16 protein-coding genes are annotated in these 19084 nt (G+C 56.5%); 9 read left to right on the forward strand and 7 right to left on the reverse strand.

Annotated features, from left to right (window positions below):
• Positions 1-57: 57 nt before the first annotated feature.
• From accC to ACERY3_RS20005, 6 genes are all read right to left on the reverse strand, one after another.
• Positions 58-1407 (reverse strand): acetyl-CoA carboxylase biotin carboxylase subunit, encoded by a 1350-nt coding sequence (accC, locus tag ACERY3_RS19980; RefSeq protein ID WP_023333644.1) that lies wholly within the window; start codon positions 1405-1407, stop codon positions 58-60.
• 10 nt (positions 1408-1417) lie between these two features.
• On the reverse strand, positions 1418-1879 hold the full coding sequence (gene accB / locus ACERY3_RS19985) for an acetyl-CoA carboxylase biotin carboxyl carrier protein (RefSeq protein WP_010436174.1): 462 nt from the start codon (positions 1877-1879) through the stop codon (positions 1418-1420).
• A 21-nt stretch (positions 1880-1900) separates the two neighbouring features.
• Entirely contained in the window at positions 1901-2353 is a 453-nt protein-coding gene (gene aroQ / locus ACERY3_RS19990) for a type II 3-dehydroquinate dehydratase (protein ID WP_023309405.1), read from the reverse strand.
• Between the two features lie 234 nt (positions 2354-2587).
• Entirely contained in the window at positions 2588-3187 is a 600-nt protein-coding gene (gene msrQ, locus ACERY3_RS19995; protein WP_032659655.1) for a protein-methionine-sulfoxide reductase heme-binding subunit MsrQ, read from the reverse strand.
• Positions 3188-4189, reverse strand: a complete 1002-nt coding sequence (gene msrP, locus ACERY3_RS20000; RefSeq protein WP_032659657.1) for a protein-methionine-sulfoxide reductase catalytic subunit MsrP — start codon at positions 4187-4189, stop codon at positions 3188-3190.
• A 77-nt stretch (positions 4190-4266) separates the two neighbouring features.
• Positions 4267-5241, reverse strand: a complete 975-nt coding sequence (locus ACERY3_RS20005; protein WP_032659658.1) for an MDR family oxidoreductase — start codon at positions 5239-5241, stop codon at positions 4267-4269.
• A 182-nt stretch (positions 5242-5423) separates the two neighbouring features.
• Between ACERY3_RS20005 and csrD the strand changes: the two genes are divergently transcribed.
• From csrD to tldD, 8 genes are all read left to right on the forward strand, one after another.
• Complete coding sequence (gene csrD, locus ACERY3_RS20010; protein ID WP_373226361.1) at positions 5424-7364, forward strand: RNase E specificity factor CsrD; 1941 nt, start codon at positions 5424-5426, stop codon at positions 7362-7364.
• A 282-nt stretch (positions 7365-7646) separates the two neighbouring features.
• Complete coding sequence (mreB, locus tag ACERY3_RS20015; RefSeq protein WP_000913396.1) at positions 7647-8690, forward strand: rod shape-determining protein MreB; 1044 nt, start codon at positions 7647-7649, stop codon at positions 8688-8690.
• Between the two features lie 62 nt (positions 8691-8752).
• Positions 8753-9769: a rod shape-determining protein MreC gene (gene mreC, locus ACERY3_RS20020; protein WP_033146767.1), complete on the forward strand. Its 1017-nt coding sequence runs from the start codon at positions 8753-8755 to the stop codon at positions 9767-9769.
• Positions 9769-10257 carry a rod shape-determining protein MreD gene (gene mreD / locus ACERY3_RS20025; RefSeq protein ID WP_023309399.1) on the forward strand — a complete coding sequence of 163 codons (489 nt, stop codon included), beginning with the start codon at positions 9769-9771 and terminating at the stop codon, positions 10255-10257. The genes mreC and mreD overlap by 1 nt, the downstream gene beginning before the upstream one ends.
• 9 nt (positions 10258-10266) lie before the next feature.
• Positions 10267-10860 (forward strand): nucleoside triphosphate pyrophosphatase, encoded by a 594-nt coding sequence (locus ACERY3_RS20030; protein WP_023309398.1) that lies wholly within the window; start codon positions 10267-10269, stop codon positions 10858-10860.
• Positions 10850-12319: a ribonuclease G gene (gene rng / locus ACERY3_RS20035; protein WP_010436156.1), complete on the forward strand. Its 1470-nt coding sequence runs from the start codon at positions 10850-10852 to the stop codon at positions 12317-12319. The genes ACERY3_RS20030 and rng overlap by 11 nt, the downstream gene beginning before the upstream one ends.
• A 42-nt stretch (positions 12320-12361) precedes the next feature.
• Positions 12362-16165 (forward strand): AsmA2 domain-containing protein YhdP, encoded by a 3804-nt coding sequence (gene yhdP / locus ACERY3_RS20040; protein WP_373226364.1) that lies wholly within the window; start codon positions 12362-12364, stop codon positions 16163-16165.
• Between the two features lie 84 nt (positions 16166-16249).
• Positions 16250-17695 (forward strand): metalloprotease TldD, encoded by a 1446-nt coding sequence (gene tldD, locus ACERY3_RS20045; RefSeq protein WP_029740073.1) that lies wholly within the window; start codon positions 16250-16252, stop codon positions 17693-17695.
• Positions 17696-17772: 77 nt separating this feature from the next.
• Here tldD and aaeR read toward each other — a convergent pair whose 3' ends face one another.
• Positions 17773-18699: an HTH-type transcriptional activator AaeR gene (gene aaeR, locus ACERY3_RS20050; RefSeq protein ID WP_023616809.1), complete on the reverse strand. Its 927-nt coding sequence runs from the start codon at positions 18697-18699 to the stop codon at positions 17773-17775.
• A 179-nt stretch (positions 18700-18878) separates the two neighbouring features.
• On the opposite strand from aaeR, the gene aaeX reads away from it, so the two are divergent.
• Entirely contained in the window at positions 18879-19082 is a 204-nt protein-coding gene (gene aaeX / locus ACERY3_RS20055; protein ID WP_003860416.1) for a p-hydroxybenzoic acid efflux pump operon protein AaeX, read from the forward strand.
• Positions 19083-19084: the final 2 nt, after the last annotated feature.

A 19084-nucleotide genomic window follows, 5' to 3' on the forward strand; every position in this document is an offset into this window, starting at 1 on the left:
CCAGGCCCCAGAAATAAAAAAGGCCGGATAATCCGGCCTTTTAGCAACACAGGTCTCTTACTTCTCGTTCAGACCGAGTTTTTTCTCCAGATAGTGGATGTTAGTTCCACCATTCTGGAAGTGCTCGTCGCTCATGATACGCATCTGCAGATCTACGTTGGTTTTGATACCGTCGATGATCAGCTCCTGCAGGGCGTTTTTCATGCGGGCAATCGCCACGTCACGGTTTTCGCCGTAGCAGATAAGCTTGCCGATCATTGAGTCATAGTACGGCGGTACGGTGTAACCGGCGTAGATATGAGACTCCCAGCGCACGCCAAAGCCACCCGGCGCGTGGAAACGCGTGATTTTACCCGGGCTTGGCAGGAAGGTGTTCGGGTCTTCGGCGTTGATACGGCACTCTACCGCATGGCCTTTCACCACAACTTCTTCCTGCTTGATGGACAGCGGCTGGCCTGCAGCGATACGCAGCTGTTCTTTGATCAGGTCAACGCCGGTGATCATTTCGGTAACCGGGTGTTCAACCTGAATACGGGTGTTCATTTCGATGAAATAGAACTCGCCGTTCTCGAACAGGAACTCAAAGGTACCTGCACCGCGATAGCCGATATCGACACACGCTTTGGAGCAACGCTCGCCGATGTAGCGACGCAGTTCCGGTGTAATGCCCGGTGCTGGTGCTTCTTCGACCACTTTCTGGTGACGACGCTGCATGGAGCAGTCACGTTCTGCCAGATAGATCGCGTTACCCTGACCGTCAGCCAGCACCTGAATTTCGATGTGGCGTGGGTTTTCCAGGTATTTTTCCATGTACACCATGTCATTGCTGAAAGCGGCTTTCGCTTCTGCTTTGGTCATGGAGATGGACTGCGCCAGTTCAGCATCGCTACGCACAACGCGCATACCGCGACCGCCGCCGCCGCCGGACGCCTTGATGATAACCGGATAGCCAATGCGTTTAGCATGAGCACGGTTAGCATCCATGTCGTCGGTCAGAGGGCCGTCAGAGCCTGGTACGGTTGGAACACCGGCTTTTTTCATCGCGGTGATTGCAGACACTTTGTCGCCCATCAGGCGGATGGTGTCGGCTTTCGGGCCGATGAAGATGAAGCCAGAGCGTTCAACCTGCTCAGCAAAGTTGGCGTTCTCAGAGAGGAAGCCGTAACCCGGATGAATTGCCACCGCGCCGGTGATTTCAGCGGCGCTGATGATAGCCGGGATGTTCAGATAGCTTTTTACGGACGGAGCCGGGCCAATACAGACCGTCTCATCCGCCAGCAATACGTGTTTTAAATCGCGATCCGCGCTTGAGTGCACAGCGACGGTCTTGATGCCCAGTTCTTTACAGGCACGAAGAATACGCAGTGCGATCTCGCCGCGGTTGGCGATAACAATTTTATCCAGCATGTACGCCTCGTTACTCGATGACGACCAGCGGCTCGTCAAATTCAACCGGCTGACCACTTTCGACCAGAATCGCTTTCACAGTACCTGATTTGTCTGCTTCGATCTGGTTCATCATTTTCATCGCTTCAACGATGCACAGGGTATCGCCTACGTTGACTTTCTGACCCACTTCGATGAACGCCTTCGCGTCCGGGCTCGGGGTGCGGTAGAAAGTACCAACCATTGGGGAACGTACGATGTGACCACTGATTTCTGCTGCAGCGGCAGGTGCGGCTTCAGCTGCTGGCGCAACGGCTGCGGAGAGCGCAGGCTGCTGCACTGGCGCAGCATAAGCTTGCTGCATTACCGGGAAGCTAGCGGCTGGGGCTGCACGGCTGATGCGTACAGACTCTTCGCCTTCAGAAATTTCCAGTTCGGAGATGCCTGATTCTTCAACCAGCTCGATCAGTTTTTTAATCTTACGAATATCCATGAGTGGGTTCCGTACTCTTGTTTAGTGTGATTGTGACAAGCGTTTTACCGCTGTCTGTAAAGCGTATGAATAGCCGTCTGCGCCCAGTCCACAGATAACGCCAGCAGCGATATCCGACAGATACGAATGGTGACGGAACGGCTCTCGGGCGTGCACATTACTCAGGTGGATCTCGATAAACGGGATACTCACCGCAAGCAGTGCGTCGCGGATAGCAACACTGGTGTGCGTAAACGCGGCCGGATTGATCAGGATATAGTCCACATTGTCTTTAGCCTGATGAATACGGTCGATGAGTGCGTACTCCGCATTCGACTGAAAATGATCCAAATCCACATTCAGTGACGCTGCTTCCGTTCCCAGACGGTTAACAATTTCACTCAATGTTAGCGTGCCGTACTTCTCTGGCTCACGGGTGCCGAGCATGTTCAGGTTCGGTCCGTTCAAAACTAAGATATGGAATTTATCAGTCATTATGCCGCTATCTCCTGCGATTTTCGGGTAAAAAACAAAATATACCTTCGAAACGCAAATGTCACCTTTTCAGAGGCTTAAAACCGCTGTCAGGCGAACCAAGGTCGCACATTATAACGATTTCGTAGCATTTAGCAGCTAAATACTGGTCTTATCAGGGAAGATTATCAACCGCTATCCGAAAAAGATTTGCGGTTGACGGGTAATCTGCGGGAAAACGCACAGTTTCGCGAACTATCGCAACCACTGGCGGAACTTCTTGTAACGCCATGCCAAAAGCGCCACGGCCGCCAGTGCATAAAGGATTGGCTGCGGCGAGAGGATCTTCACCGACCACAGGTAATGAATGGGAGCGAGGATCGCGACAAGATAGACGAAGTTATGCAGAAGCTGCCAGCGCCTGCCCAGTTTTCGCTGCGCATATTGCGTGGATGTCAGCGCTAACGCCAGTAAAACCACCCAGCTCACGATACCCAGCGTCAGATAAGGACGTGTCACCAGTTCGCGGCCAAGCAGCGCCAGATTGTTAATTCCCAGTTCCAGCAGGGCGTAGCTGGTGAGGTGCAGCGTCGCCCAGGCAAAACACCAGAGCCCTAACAGGCGACGGGTGCGTATCAATAAGGGCTGTTTAGCGTAGCGCGCCAGCGGCGAGACGAGCAAGGTGGCCAGCAAAAATTTCAGAGCCATCCGACCGGTAAAATGCTGGATATCCTTCGCCGGGTCTGCGCTAAAGAGCCCCTGGCTTGCGGCCCAGAACAGCCATATAAAAGGAAGCAGCCCGGCCAGGTGCAGCAGCACTTTCAGCCAGGTAATCTGTTTTGCCGTTAAACGCACTCAGAAGTTCTCCCGTAAGTTGAGGCCACGGTAAAGCGAGGCCACTTCATCCGCATAGCCGTTAAACAGCAGCGTCGGCTGGCGCTTCACGTCCAGCGCACCGCCGGAACCGATAAACCGCTCGGTTGCCTGCGACCAGCGCGGATGATCCACGTGCGGGTTCACGTTGGCGAAGAAACCGTATTCGTCCGGGGCCGCCAGATTCCAGGTGGTTGGCGGACGTTCGCGGGTAAGCTTAATGCTGACGATAGACTTAATCCCTTTGAAGCCATATTTCCACGGTACGGTTAAACGGATGGGGGCACCGTTCTGCGGCGGAAGCGCTTTGCCATAAACGCCAACGGTCAGCAGGGTGAGGGGGTGCATAGCTTCGTCGAGACGTAGCCCTTCCACATATGGATATTCAAGCCCGCCGCCGATGAACCGATCTTTCTGCCCGGGCATCTCGTCCGGCGCATAGCGCGTCTGGAAAGCGACATATTTTGCATTGCTGGTGGGTTCAACCATCGCCAGCAGCTTATGCAGCGGGAAGCCGACCCAGGGCACCACCATCGACCAGGCTTCCACGCAGCGCATGCGATAGATACGCTCTTCGAGCGGGAAACGGGTAGTAAGATCGTGGTGATCCAGCGTCAGGGGTTTCGCCACTTCGCCATCAATTTTCAGCGTCCACGGATCGGTTTTGAGGCTCCCCGCGTTGGCGGCAGGATCGGCCTTATCGAGACCAAATTCGTAGAAGTTGTTGTAGCCGGTAACTTTATCTTCCGGCGTGAGCGTCAGCTTGTTTTGCCATTCGGCCGGTTTCGTAAAGGTGAGCGGGGCGCCGGATGGGGCCTTTGGCCGATCGTTGCCTTTAAACCAGTCGAGCAGGTCGGCGTGTGCCGCGGGAGAGAGCGTCAGGGCTGTGGCGCTGATGCCAAGCATTTTCAGGATCTGGCGGCGCTGTAACATAAAGACAGACTCAGACGTTACGTCAGCTTCCGTCAGTTTTCGGTTTTTCATGGCATCCTCCGTCATGCGTTTTTCTAAGCATGACGGAGGAGAGGGATTCGCGCGAATATGTCACGAAAATTTGAAGATTAGGCGATTTTCACCAGCGCGCGGCCGTGGAATTGGTTGTCCATGATCTTACTGGCGTATTCCGGCGCCTGGCTGAGGGTTATCTCCGTTGCGCTCTGGGTATAGAAAGATTCCGGCAGATCGCGCACCAGCCGTTCCCAGGCTTCATGACGACGGGCCGGCGGGGTCATCACGGAATCCACACCCTGCAGGCGTACGTTACGCAGAATAAATGGCATCACGGTGGTTGGCAGGGCAAATCCGCCCGCCAGACCGCAGGCTGCCACGCAGCCGCCGTAGTTCATCTGCGCCAGGACTTTTGCCAGCACCTTATCACCGACGGTATCCACCGCCCCAGCCCAAACCTGTTTTTCCAGCGGACGGGTTTCTGCAAATTCGTCGCGGCTGAGAATGCGGCTTGCACCGAGCTGGCGCAGATAGTCATGGGTGCTTTCTCGGCCGGAAACCGCAGCGACCTGATAGCCCAGCTTGTGGAGCAGCGTGACTGCCGTGCTGCCCACGCCACCGCTGGCGCCGGTGACGACAATTTCCCCTGACTCAGGGCGAATACCCGCATCTTCCAGCGCCATCACGCACAGCATGGCGGTAAAGCCTGCCGTGCCGACGATCATCGCCTTGCGGCCATCCATGCCTTTCGGCACAGGCACCAGCCAGTCGCCCTTCACGCGCGCCTGCGTTGCCAGCCCGCCCCAGTGATTTTCACCCACGCCCCAGCCGGTGAGCAGCACATGCTGGCCCGGATGGAAGCGCGGATCCTCGCTGGTATGAACCCGCCCAGCGAAATCGATCCCCGGCACCATAGGGAAATTTCGGATGATTTTACCCTTACCGGTAATAGCCAGCGCATCTTTATAATTTAAACTGGACCAGTCGATGTCGACGGTTACGTCGCCTTCCGGCAGGCGACTCTCTTCAACCGCCTGCACTGAGGCAAGCGTTTTGCCGTCCTGCTGTTCTAAGATCAAAGCCTGCATACGGGGTCCTCACGACTCAGATGATTGGAAAATAATTTCTGAAGACTATACTCGCTCAGGGAAACGCAGTGCCGATTTAACGCAATAAATTGCCAGATACGCCCGATTTGGTAGTATGCCGCATTTGAAATGCAAGTTAGCGCTTACTCGCTACCCCATCAACCCACGGAGTAATCTCAAGGATGCGATTAACGACGAAGTTCTCAGCTTTTATCACCTTGCTGACGGGGCTTACCATTTTTGTCACGCTTCTGGGCTGTTCCCTGAGTTTTTACACCGCCATTCAGGACAAGCTGGTCAACCGGGTACAGTCTGTTGCCTCGGTGATTGATACGCGTCTGCTGACGACGCCCCTACCGGCGCTCTCCCGTGAGCTTGATGAGTTGATGGTACCTGTTGATATCGTTCAGATCGACATTCTGCAGGGAAAGCATCGTGTTTTAAGCCATGAACGACCGGGAAGCTATCGCCCCGCGGGCGTGGTAAGCCAGTATCGGGAAGTGACGGTGCATTCCCTTAAAAATCCGGGGATGACCATACACATGGTCTACCTCGATCCGATGGCCAGCTATTTCCGTTCCATGATGACCACCGCGCCGCTCACCATCGCCGTTGCGTTTATCGTCCTGCTGATCTTTCTCGCGGTCCGCTGGCTGCGCCGCCAGCTCTCTGGTCAGGAGCTGCTGGAGATGCGATCCGTACGTATCCTGAACGGTGAACGCGGCCCGCAGGTGCGTGGCTCTGTTCACGAGTGGCCGTCACGCGCCAGCAGCGCGCTCGATACCCTGCTCTCCGAAATCCAGTTTGCCAGCGATCAGCGCAGCCGTATGGATACGCTGATCCGCTCTTATGCGGCGCAGGATAATAAAACTGGCCTTAACAACCGTCTTTTCTTTGATAATCAGCTCGCCACGCTGCTCGACGATTCAGAAAAAGTGGGGACACACGGGGTGGTGATGATGATTCGCCTGCCCGATTTCGATCTCCTGCGCGACACCTGGGGACAGCGGGTCGCGGAAGAAAACCTCTTTACGCTGATCAACCTGCTCTCCACCTTTATTATGCGCTACCCGGGCGCGCTGCTGGCCCGCTATCACCGCAGCGACTTTGCCGTGCTGTTGCCTCACCGTACGCTGAAGGAATCCGAAAGCATCGCCAGCCAGCTGCTGAAGGTGGTAGATGCGCTGCCGCAGAGCAAAATGCTCGACAGGGACGATATGGTCCACATGGGGATCTGCGCCTGGCGTGGCGGACAATCGACTGAACAGGTGATGGAGCACGCGGAAGCCGCTACCCGCAACGCCGTGTTACAGGGGGCCAACGGATGGGCGGTTTACGATGACTCGCTGCCGGAAAAAGGGCGCGGCAACGTGCGCTGGCGCACGCTGATTGAGCAAATGCTCAGCCGCGGCGGGCCACGTATTTATCAAAAACCCGCGGTCATGAAAAACGGCAACGTTCATCACCGTGAACTGATGTGTCGTATTTTTGACGGTACCGAAGAGGTCATCTCTGCGGAATATCTGCCGATGGTGCTGCAATTTGGCCTGTCCGAAGAGTATGACCGCCAGCAAATTACCCGGCTGATTCCGTTTTTATCCTTCTGGCCTGAAGAAAACCTGGCGTTACAGGTCACCGTGGAGTCGTTAATACGCCCACGTTTTCAGCGCTGGCTACGTGATACGCTAATGCAATGCGAAAAATCGCAACGTAAACACATTATTTTTGAACTTGCTGAGGCCGATGTAGGTCAACACATCAGCCGGTTACGTCCGGTGGTACGTTTGATCAATGCGCTCGGTGCACGTATCGCTGTGACGCAGGCAGGTTTAACGCTGGTCAGCACCAACTGGATCAAGGAACTGGATGTGGAGTTATTAAAGCTACATCCGGGGCTGGTAAGGAATATTGAGAAGCGTACGGAAAACCAGCTGCTGGTACAGAGTCTGGTAGAAGCGTGCAAGGGTACGCGAACACAAGTATTTGCCACGGGCGTGCGCTCCAGAAGCGAATGGCAGATGTTAACAGCGCGCGGCGTGATGGGCGGTCAGGGGGATTTTTTTGCTGCCTCTCAACCGCTTGACACCAACGTGAAAAAATATTTGCAAAGATACTCTGTTTGACCTGCCGTTTACGCTGTTTTCACGTAGAATATCGCGCCTGTAGCTTTGAGTATGTCGAGCAAAAAGCCAGTGAACGACCTGTAACGGGTTACAAACGTCAGTGGGGAACGCTACTGTTTACTCAGCCCTGAGGGAATCAGGGGATGATTTTGTAACATCAGGAAACGTACTGCACAAATTTTCACCGTTGCAGATGATTTTTGCGCCTTGTCGCTGCTGCGTGTGGTTGGTAAAGTAAGCGGATTTTGTTTTCCGCCCCAGCTTTCAGGATTATCCCTTAGTATGTTGAAAAAATTTCGTGGCATGTTTTCCAATGACCTGTCCATTGACCTGGGTACCGCGAATACCCTTATTTATGTAAAAGGACAAGGCATCGTATTGAATGAGCCTTCCGTTGTGGCCATTCGTCAGGATCGTGCAGGCTCGCCGAAAAGCGTGGCCGCAGTGGGTCATGACGCGAAGCAGATGCTGGGTCGTACCCCTGGCAACATCGCCGCCATTCGCCCAATGAAAGACGGCGTTATCGCCGACTTCTTCGTGACTGAAAAAATGCTTCAGCACTTCATCAAGCAGGTTCACAGCAACAGCTTCATGCGTCCAAGCCCGCGTGTTCTGGTGTGTGTGCCGGTTGGCGCAACCCAGGTAGAGCGTCGCGCAATCCGTGAATCTGCCCAGGGTGCAGGTGCACGTGAAGTGTTCCTGATTGAAGAGCCAATGGCTGCGGCCATCGGTGCGGGCCTGCCTGTTTCCGAAGCTACCGGTTCTATGGTGGTGGATATCGGTGGTGGTACCACTGAAGTGGCCGTTATCTCTCTGAACGGCGTGGTGTACTCCTCTTCCGTACGTATCGGTGGTGACCGCTTCGATGAAGCCATCATTAATTATGTGCGCCGTAACTACGGCTCTCTGATTGGTGAAGCCACCGCAGAGCGTATCAAACACGAAATCGGCTCTGCGTATCCGGGCGATGAAGTGCGTGAGATCGAAGTGCGTGGCCGTAACCTGGCTGAAGGTGTTCCACGCGGTTTCACCCTGAACTCCAACGAAATTCTGGAAGCTCTGCAGGAACCACTGACGGGCATCGTGAGCGCGGTAATGGTTGCGCTGGAACAGTGTCCACCAGAGCTGGCATCCGATATCTCCGAGCGCGGTATGGTTCTGACCGGTGGTGGTGCGCTGCTGCGTAACCTCGACCGCCTGTTAATGGAAGAGACAGGTATTCCTGTCGTAGTTGCAGAAGATCCACTGACTTGCGTCGCCCGTGGTGGTGGCAAGGCGCTGGAAATGATCGACATGCACGGCGGCGATTTGTTCAGCGAAGAGTAGTCGAGTTTGAGAGGGTAGCAATTTGCTACCCTTTCTCTCTGACGCGAGAATACGCATAGCCTATGAAGCCAATTTTTAGCCGTGGCCCATCGCTACAGTTTCGCCTTATTCTGGCGGTTCTGGTTGCGCTTGGGGTCATTATTGCCGATAGCCGCCTCGGTACGTTCAGCCAGATCAGAACGTACATGGATACCGCCGTCAGTCCTTTCTACTTTGTTTCAAATGGTCCCCGTGAACTGCTCGACTCCGTTTCTCAAACGCTGTCTTCGCGCGACCAACTCGAACTCGAAAACCGGGCATTACGTCAGGAACTGCTGCTGAAAAACAGCGAACTGCTGATGCTGGGGCAATACAAGCAGGAGAACGCGCGTCTGCGTGAACTGCTCGGCTCGCCGCTGCGTCAGGATGAGCAGAAAATGGTCACGCAGGTGATTTCCACCGTGAACGACCCCTACAGCGATCAGGTTGTGATCGACAAAGGGAGCGTGAACGGGGTGTATGAAGGTCAGCCTGTTATCAGCGATAAAGGCGTTGTGGGCCAGGTTGTTGCCGTGGCTAAACTGACCAGCCGCGTGCTGCTGATTTGCGATGCCACGCATGCGCTGCCGATCCAGGTTCTGCGCAACGACATCCGCGTGATTGCGGCCGGTAACGGCTGTACGGACGACCTGCAGCTGGAACACCTGCCGGCTAACACGGATATCCGCGTGGGCGACGTGCTGGTGACGTCCGGCCTGGGTGGACGCTTCCCTGAAGGCTATCCGGTTGCGGTGGTCTCTTCGGTCAAGCTGGACACCCAGCGTGCCTATACCGTAATTCAGGCCCGCCCAACCGCCGGTTTGCAGCGTCTGCGCTATCTGCTGCTGCTGTGGGGCGCCGATCGTAACGGTTCTAATCCGATGACGCCTGAAGAGGTGCATCGCGTGGCGAACGAGCGCCTGATGCAGATGATGCCGCAGGTTCTCCCACCTGCGGATTCCATGGGGCCGCCTGCGCCAGTACCGGCGCCGGCAACCGGGTTAACGCAGCCGCTGCCGGATGCGCCGCCACCGCCTAAACTCTCTTCGGGAGGGCAGTAGTGGCAAGCTATCGTAGCCAGGGACGCTGGGTCATCTGGCTCTCGTTTCTCATTGCACTGTTACTGCAAGTGATGCCCTGGCCGGATGACATTCTCGTTTTCCGGCCAAACTGGGTATTGCTCATTTTACTCTACTGGATCCTTGCCCTGCCGCATCGCGTAAATGTCGGCACAGGTTTCGTGATGGGTGCCATACTGGATCTCATTAGCGGCTCTACGCTTGGCGTGCGCGCCTTGTCCATGAGCATTATTGCGTACCTCGTCGCACTCAAATTCCAGCTCTTTCGTAACCTTGCGCTCTGGCAACAGGCCCTGGTAGTGATGCTATTGTCGCTCGCTGCGGATATCGTTGTTTTCTGGGCAGAGTTTTTAGTGATCAACGTCTCTTTCCGACCGGAAGTGTTCTGGAGTAGTGTAGTAAACGGTGTGCTCTGGCCATGGTTATTCCTGCTGATGCGTAAGGTTCGCCAGCAGTTTGCTGTGCAATAAAAGGTTTCTATGACGTCTTTGTATCTCGCTTCCGGCTCCCCGCGCCGTCAGGAACTCCTGACGCAGCTAGGCGTCTCTTTTGAACGCATCGTTACCGGCATTGAAGAAAAACGTGCTGAGGGCGAAAGCGCTCAACAGTACGTGTCTCGCCTGGCGCGCGAGAAAGCGCAGGCGGGCGTGGCCAGTGTGCCACGCGATCTTCCCGTGCTGGGAGCAGATACCATCGTTATTCTGAACGGTGAAGTGCTTGAGAAACCGCGCGACGCCGATCATGCGGCGCGCATGCTGCACAAAATGTCCGGACAAACGCATCAGGTGATGACGGCCGTCGCCCTGGCTGACCGCCAGCACGTGCTGGATTGCCTGGTAGTGACCGAAGTGACGTTCAGAGTACTTACCGACGACGACATCGCCGCTTATATTGCCAGCGGTGAACCAATGGATAAAGCAGGTGCATACGGTATTCAGGGGCTGGGTGGCTGTTTTGTCAGGAAGATTAATGGCAGCTATCACGCCGTAGTCGGCTTACCGCTGGTGGAAACGTATGAGTTGCTGAGCAATTTTAACTCACTGCGTGAGGGAAGGGATAATTATGACGGCTGAATTGTTGGTAAACGTAACGCCATCGGAAACCCGTGTGGCCTATATTGATGGTGGCATTCTTCAGGAAATTCATATTGAGCGTGAAGCGCGGCGCGGAATAGTAGGCAATATCTACAAAGGTCGTGTCAGTCGTGTACTACCGGGTATGCAGGCGGCTTTTGTAGATATTGGACTGGATAAGGCGGCGTTTTTACATGCCTCCGATATCATGCCGCACACCGAGTGCGTCGCGGGCGAAGAGCAAAAGCAGTTTGCCGTGCGCGATATTTCTGAACTGGTGCGTCAGGGACAGGATCTGATGGTGCAGGTGGTGAAAGACCCCCTTGGTACCAAAGGCGCCCGTCTGACCACCGACATCACCTTACCTTCCCGCTATCTGGTCTTTATGCCCGGCGCGTCGCACGTGGGCGTTTCACAGCGTATTGAGAGCGAAACCGAGCGCGAGCGTCTGAAGAAAGTGGTCAGCGCCTACTGCGATGAACAGGGCGGGTTTATCATCCGTACCGCTGCGGAAGGGATCAGCGAAGAAGACCTGGCGTCGGATGCGGCTTACCTGAAGCGCGTCTGGACCAAGGTGATGGAGCGTAAAAAACGCAACCAGACCCGCTACCAGCTCTACGGTGAACTGGCGCTTGCACAGCGCGTTCTGCGCGACTTTGCCGATGCCCAGCTCGACCGCATTCGCGTGGACTCGCGCCTGACCTATGAGGCGCTGCTGGAATTTACCGCCGAATATATCCCGGAGATGCCCGGCCTGCTGGAGCATTATTCAGGGCGTCAGCCGATCTTCGATCTCTATGATGTCGAAAACGAGATCCAGCGCGCGCTGGAGCGTAAGGTTGAGTTGAAGTCAGGCGGCTATCTGATCATCGATCAGACCGAAGCGATGACCACCGTCGATATCAACACCGGCGCGTTCGTCGGCCATCGCAACCTCGATGACACCATCTTCAACACCAACATCGAAGCCACGCAGGCGATTGCGCGCCAGCTTCGTCTGCGCAATCTGGGCGGCATTATCATCATCGATTTTATCGATATGAGTAATGAAGACCATCGTCGCCGCGTGCTGCACTCGCTTGAGCAGGCGCTGAGCAAAGACCGCGTGAAAACCAGCATCAACGGCTTCTCGCAGCTGGGGCTGGTGGAAATGACGCGTAAGCGTACCCGCGAGAGCGTTGAGCATGTGCTGTGTAATGAATGCCCAACCTGCCATGGGCGCGGAACGGTAAAGACGGTTGAGACCGTCTGCTATGAAATTATGCGCGAAATCGTCCGTGTTCATCATGCCTACGACTCCGATCGTTTTCTGGTCTATGCTTCCCCTGCGGTGGCTGAAGCGCTGAAAGGCGAAGAGTCACACGCGCTGGCGGAAGTGGAAATCTTTGTCGGCAAACAGGTAAAAGTACAAATTGAACCGCTCTATAACCAGGAGCAGTTTGACGTCGTGATGATGTAAGACGCAGTACGCTGCGTGACGAAAGCTGACAAGGAGAGATGCGTGAGGCGATTGCCGGGGATTTTATTGCTTACAGGGGCAACGCTGGTCGTGATTGTCGCGTTGCTCGTGAGCGGGCTACGCCTCGTATTACCGCATCTGGACAGCTGGCGTCCGCAACTGCTGGCTAAAATTGAATCCACCACCGGCGTGCCGGTGAACGTAAGCCAGATTAGCGCTAACTGGCAGAATTTTGGCCCGACGCTCGATGTCCGGGATATCAACGCCAGCCTCAAAGATGGCGGCCACCTGAAAATCAAACGCGTGACCCTGGCGCTGGACGTCTGGCAAAGCCTGCTGCATCTGCGCTGGCAGTTTCGCGATCTCACCTTTTATCAACTCCAGTTCCTGACCAATACGCCTCTGTCCGGCGGCGATAGCGGTCAGGGTCTGGAAGCCAACCGCTTCAGCGATCTTTTCCTCCGTCAGTTCGATCACTTCGATCTGCGCGACAGTGAAGTGAGCTTCATTACCCTTTCCGGCCAGCGCGCCGAACTGGCGATCCCTCAGCTGACCTGGCTCAACGGTAAAGAACGTCACCGCGCTGAGGGGCAGGTCAATCTCTCAAGCCTGAACGGCCAGCACGGCGTGATGCAGGTGCGCATGGATCTGCGGGACGATGACGGCCTGTTAAACAACGGCAAAGTCTGGCTGCAGGCCGACGATGTTGACGTAAAGCCGTGGCTGGGCGACTGGCTCCAGCAAAATATGCAGCTGGAGACTGCCCGTTTCAGCCTTGAAGGCTGGCTGACCCTGACCAAAGGTGAATTTGCCAGCGGCGATATCTGGCTCAAGCAGGGGGGCGCCAGCTGGAAAGGCGAAAAACAGCAGCACCAGCTTTCCGTCGATAACCTCACCGCGCACGTGACGCAGGAAAAAGAGGGCTGGCAGTTTGCCATTCCGGATACGCGCATCACCATGGACGGCAAGCCGTGGCCGCGCGGTGCGCTGACGCTGGCCTGGATGCCGGAGCAGGACGTCGGCGGCACGGCCAGTAAACGCAGCGACGAGCTGCGCATCCGCGCCAGCAACCTCGATTTGGCGGCCATTGAGGGCCTGCGCTCGATGGCGGCAAAACTCTCTCCGGACCTGGGCGAGATCTGGCTGGCAACCCAGCCGAGCGGGACGATCGATGCGCTGGGGCTGGACATCCCGCTCCAGGCGACGGAAAAAACCCGCTTCCAGGCAACGTGGAAAGATCTTGCCTGGAAGCAGTGGAAGCTGCTGCCGGGGGCGGAGCACTTTAGCGGCAAGCTGGAAGGCAGCGTGGAAAACGGCAGGCTGACGGTTGATATGCACGACGCCAAAATGCCTTACGAGACGGTCTTCCGCGCGCCGCTGGAAATCGAACAGGGCAGCGCGGTGCTTAACTGGCTCCGTAACGAAAAGGGCTTCCAGCTTGATGGCCGCCATATCGACGTGAAAGCCAAAGCCGTTCACGCGCGCGGCGATTTCCGCTATCTGCAGCCTGTAGGTGACGAGCCGTGGCTGGGGATTCTGGCCGGGATCAGCACCGATGACGGCTCTCAGGCCTGGCGCTACTTCCCGGAAAACCTGATGGGAAAAGCCCTGGTGGACTATCTCAGCGGCGCGATTCAGGGCGGTCAGGCGGACAATGCCACGCTGGTGTACGGCGGTAATCCGCATCTTTTCCCGTACAAACACAATGAAGGCCAGTTCCAGGTGCTGGTGCCGTTACATAACGCGACCTTTGCGTTCCAGCCCGGCTGGCCTGCGCTAAAAGACCTGGATATCGAGCTCAACTTCCTCAATGACGGGCTATGGATGAAGTCCGACAGCGTGGCGCTGGGCGGCGTGACGGCCAGCAACCTGACGGCCAACATCCCGGACTACTCAAAAGAGAAGCTGCTGATTGATGCCGACATCAATGGCCCGGGCAAAGCGGTGGGGCCGTACTTTGAGGAGACGCCGCTGAAAGAGTCGCTGGCGGCGACGCTCCAGCAGCTACAGCTCGATGGCGATGTGAATGCTCGCTTACATCTTGATATCCCGCTGGACGGCGAGATGACCACCGCCAAAGGTGACGTCCGCCTGAAGAACAACAGCCTGTTCATCAAACCCCTTGAGAGCACGCTGAAAAATCTCAGCGGGCAGTTCAGCTTTGACAACGGAAACCTGAAGAGCGAGCCGCTTACGGCCAGCTGGTTTAATCAGCCCGTTAATATCGACTTCACGACCACCGAGGGTGAAAAGGCTTATCAGGTGGCCGTCAATCTCGACGGTAACTGGCAGCCAGCGCGCATGGACGTCCTGCCGAAGCCCATTGAGGCGTCAGTGCAGGGCGCAGTCGCCTGGCAGGGTAAAGTGGCAATCGATCTGCCTTATCACGCGGGCGCCCAGTATAAGGTCGACATCACGGGCGATCTGAAAAACCTTCAGAGCCAGCTGCCTGCGCCGCTGGATAAACAGGCCGGACAGCCGCTGCCGGTAAAGCTGAACGTCGATGGCAACCTGAACAGCTTCGCGCTGACCGGAAGCGCGGGCGGGACAAACCACTTCAACAGCCGCTGGCTGCTTAACCGCAAGCTCACCCTCGACAAAGCCATCTGGACAACGGATAGCCGCTCCACGCCGCCTCTGCCGGAGCAGTCGGGCATTGAGCTGAATCTCCCGCCGATGGACGGTGCAGAGTGGCTGGCGCTGTTCCAGAAAGGCGTTGGGCAAAACGTTGATGAAACCGCCCAGTTCCCGCAAGCTATTACCGTACGTACGCCGTCGCTGATGCTGGGCGGGCAGCAGTGGAACAACCTGAGCATTGTCTCGCAGCCTGGCGCTAACGGCACGAAGGTGGAGGCCCAGGGAAGGGAGATCAACGGCACGCTGACCATGCGCAATCACGCGCCGTGGCAGGCGGCGATCCGCTACCTCTACTACAACCCGGCAAGCGCCGCGAGCGGGAAAGATAAACCGGCAGAAGCGTCGCCGCTGAGCAATGTCTCCCGCGTCGATTTTAGCGGCTGGCCCGATCTCCAGCTGCGCTGCGCGGAGTGCTGGCTGTGGGGGCAGAAATATGGCCGTATCGACGGTGATTTCACTATTCAGGCCAACACGCTTACGCTCTCCGGTGGCCTGGTTGATACCGGTTTTGGCCGCATGACGGCCGCAGGGGAATGGGTGAATAACCCGGGCGAGCAGCGAACGTCCCTGAAGGGCGACATTAAAGGCAACAAGCTGGATGCGGCAGCCAATTTCTTTGGAATCAGCACGCCGCTGCGCGGCTCGTCGTTTGACGTCGATTACGATCTTCACTGGCGTGACGCCCCGTGGAAGCCGGATGAGGCCTCGCTGAACGGCATTCTGAAAACCCGCTTCGGCAAAGGTGAAATTGCCGACGTGAGCACGGGGCGCGCCGGGCAGATCCTGCGCCTGCTGAGTTTTGATGCGCTGCTGCGCAAGCTGCGCTTCGATTTCAGCGATACCTTCAGCGAAGGTTTCTACTACGATTCCATCCGCAGCACGGCGTGGATCAAGGACGGTGTTCTGCATACGGACGACACGCTGGTGGATGGCCTGGAAGCGGATATCGCTATGAAAGGCTCCGTTAACCTCGTGCGACGCGAGCTGGATATGGAAGCCGTGGTGGCACCGGAAATTTCCGCGAGCGTGGGCGTGGCGGCGGCCTTTGTGGTGAACCCGATTGTCGGTGCGGCGGTGTTTGCCGCCAGCAAAGTGCTGGGTCCGCTGTGGAGCAAGGTCTCCATTCTGCGCTACCGCATTACCGGTCCGGTCGATAAACCGCAGATTAACGAGGTGCTGCGCCAGCCGCGCAAAGATGCACAGCAATGATTTGACGTGGGCAGGTAATTGCCTCACTCTCAATAAATACGATCTTTATACCGCCACGGGCGGCAACGAACGAGTAGCAATACGATGAGTCTGAACCTGGTAAGTGAACATTTGCTCGCAGCGAACGGCCTGAGCCATCAGGACCTGTTCTCCATTCTTGGTCAACTGACCGAACGCCGTCTCGACTACGGCGACCTTTATTTCCAGTCGAGCTATCACGAATCCTGGGTTTTAGAAGACAGCATCATCAAAGATGGCTCCTACAACATTGACCAGGGCGTCGGCGTCCGTGCCGTCAGCGGCGAGAAAACCGGTTTTGCCTATGCCGATCAGATTAGCCTCACCGCACTTGAGCAGAGCGCGCAGGCCGCGCGTACCATTGTGCGTGATACCGGCGATGGCCGCGTGAAAACCCTGGGAGAAGTGCAGCACTCTGCACTCTATACCAGCATCGATCCGCTGCAGAGCATGAGCCGTGAAGAGAAGCTGGATATCCTGCGTCGCGTGGACAAAGTCGCCCGCGCGGCGGATAAACGCGTGCAGGAAGTTTCTGCCAGCCTGAGCGGCGTGTATGAGTTGATTCTGGTTGCGGCAACGGATGGTACCCTTGCGGCAGACGTTCGCCCGCTGGTGCGTCTCTCCATCAGCGTGCAGGTCGATGACGACGGCAAACGCGAGCGCGGCTCAAGCGGCGGCGGCGGTCGTTTCGGCTATGACTGGTTCCTGGGCGACGTTGACGGTGAAGCACGCGCCGACGCCTGGGCGAAAGAAGCCGTGCGCATGGCGCTGGTGAATCTGAATGCCGTCGCGGCGCCGGCGGGCTCATTCCCGGTGGTGCTGGGCGCCGGCTGGCCGGGCGTACTGTTACACGAAGCCGTAGGCCACGGCCTGGAAGGCGACTTTAACCGTCGCGGGACGTCCGTGTTCAGCGGTCAAATCGGGCAGCTTGTCTCCTCTGAGCTGTGCACCGTGGTGGATGACGGCACCATGCGCGATCGTCGCGGCTCGGTGGCTATCGACGATGAAGGTACGCCAGGCCAGTACAACGTGCTGATCGAAAACGGCGTGCTGAAAGGCTACATGCAGGACAAACTCAACGCGCGCCTGATGGGCGTCGCGCCGACGGGCAACGGACGCCGTGAATCTTACGCGCACCTGCCGATGCCGCGCATGACCAACACGTACATGCTGCCGGGCAAATCCACGCCGCAGGAGATTATCGAATCCGTTGATTACGGTATCTTTGCGCCAAACTTTGGCGGCGGCCAGGTGGACATCACCTCCGGTAAGTTTGTTTTCTCCACGTCAGAAGCGTATCTGATCGAGAAAGGCAAAGTGACCAAAGCGGTGAAGGGGGCGACGCTGATTGGCTCCGGTATTGAAGCCATGCAGCAGATCTCTATGGTCGGTAACGATCTGAAGCTGGATAACGGCGTGGGCGTCTGCGGTAAAGAGGGCCAGAGCCTGCCGGTTGGCGTGGGCCAGCCAACGCTGAAGGTGGACAACCTGACGGTGGGCGGCACGGCGTAATTTCCTGACCCTCTCCCCAAAGGGGAGAGGGGACTGCTCCACGCTGTCTTTTCTCCCTCGTCCTTATGGAAAAAGGCCTACTCTTTCCTTCTCCCCCGCATCCCCTGAAACAGCTCCGCCACGTCCACAAAATATTCGGTCAGATAGTTAATACACACCTGAACCTTGAGCGGGAGTTTGTCTTTTTCGGTATACAGGGCGTACACCGGTCGCGGATCGGACTGGTAGCGCGGGAAGAGGATCTCCAGCACGCCGCTGTTGATCTCGTTGATCACCCACATTAACGGCACGTAGGCGATCCCGGCGCCGGCCACCAGCCAGCGTGAAATCGTCATCGGATCGTTGGTGACAAACCGTCCTTCCGGCAGCAGTTTGGTAGAAATCCCTTCCGGGGCAATCAGCTCAAATTCATTATCGGGCCGCACGCTGTACTCCAGCCACGAGTGGTTGGTGAGATCGGCGGGTTTCTCCGGAACGCCGTACTGCGCCAGATAGCTTTTCGAGGCGCAGACCACCATCGGCATGCTGCCCAGCCTACGCGAGAACAGGCTGGAATCCTGCAACGCGCCGACGCGGATCACCACGTCCAGCCCGTCGGCAATCAGATCCGGCGCCGGGATACCCGTCACCAGATTGACCGTAAGACCGGGGTACTCTTTCAGCATATCCGCGGTCATGGCAGCGAGAACATTTTGTGCCATAGTTGAAGAACACCCGATGCGCAGCGTGCCGATGGGGGTGTTGTTGAAGGCATACAGCTGTTCGTGAACATCCTGCACTTCAAGCAGCATGCGGCGACAGCCCTGATAGTAAATTTTACCCGCTTCGGTCAGCCCAATGCTGCGGGTACTGCGGTTGAGCAGCTTGACCTGAAGCTCATCTTCCAGTTTGGACACCGTCTGGCTGATGGATGAGACGCTCATCTGAAGCTGGCGTGCAGCGGCGGTAAAAGAGCCCAGCTCAACCACTTTGGCGAAGACCGACATGCGTTTTAAACGTTCCATTGTTCACTCTGGCTTAAAAGTGATTTAGATCACATATTATAGATAACAGCATAACAGTTACGTTAATATATTATTAATTACATAACGGCTGCGCCATTCTCGCCCGGCGTTTCTTGCTCTCCTGCGGTGGCGTGCGCTAAAAAATTCTGAAGCCTGCACTCTCTCTTATCAAGGTCAACATGAGTCTGTTTCCCGTTATCGTGGTGTTCGGTCTGTCGTTCCCACCGATATTTTTCGAGCTTCTTTTATCACTGGCGATCTTCTGGCTGGTGCGCAAGGTGCTGGTCCCTACCGGGATCTACGATTTCGTCTGGCACCCTGCATTGTTCAATACCGCGCTGTATTGCTGCCTGTTTTATCTGATATCGCGCATGTTTGTCTGAGG

Origin of the sequence: Enterobacter cloacae complex sp. ESBL7, assembly GCF_041679625.1 — a bacterium.
Classification (GTDB): Bacteria; Pseudomonadota; Gammaproteobacteria; order Enterobacterales; family Enterobacteriaceae; genus Enterobacter; species Enterobacter asburiae_B.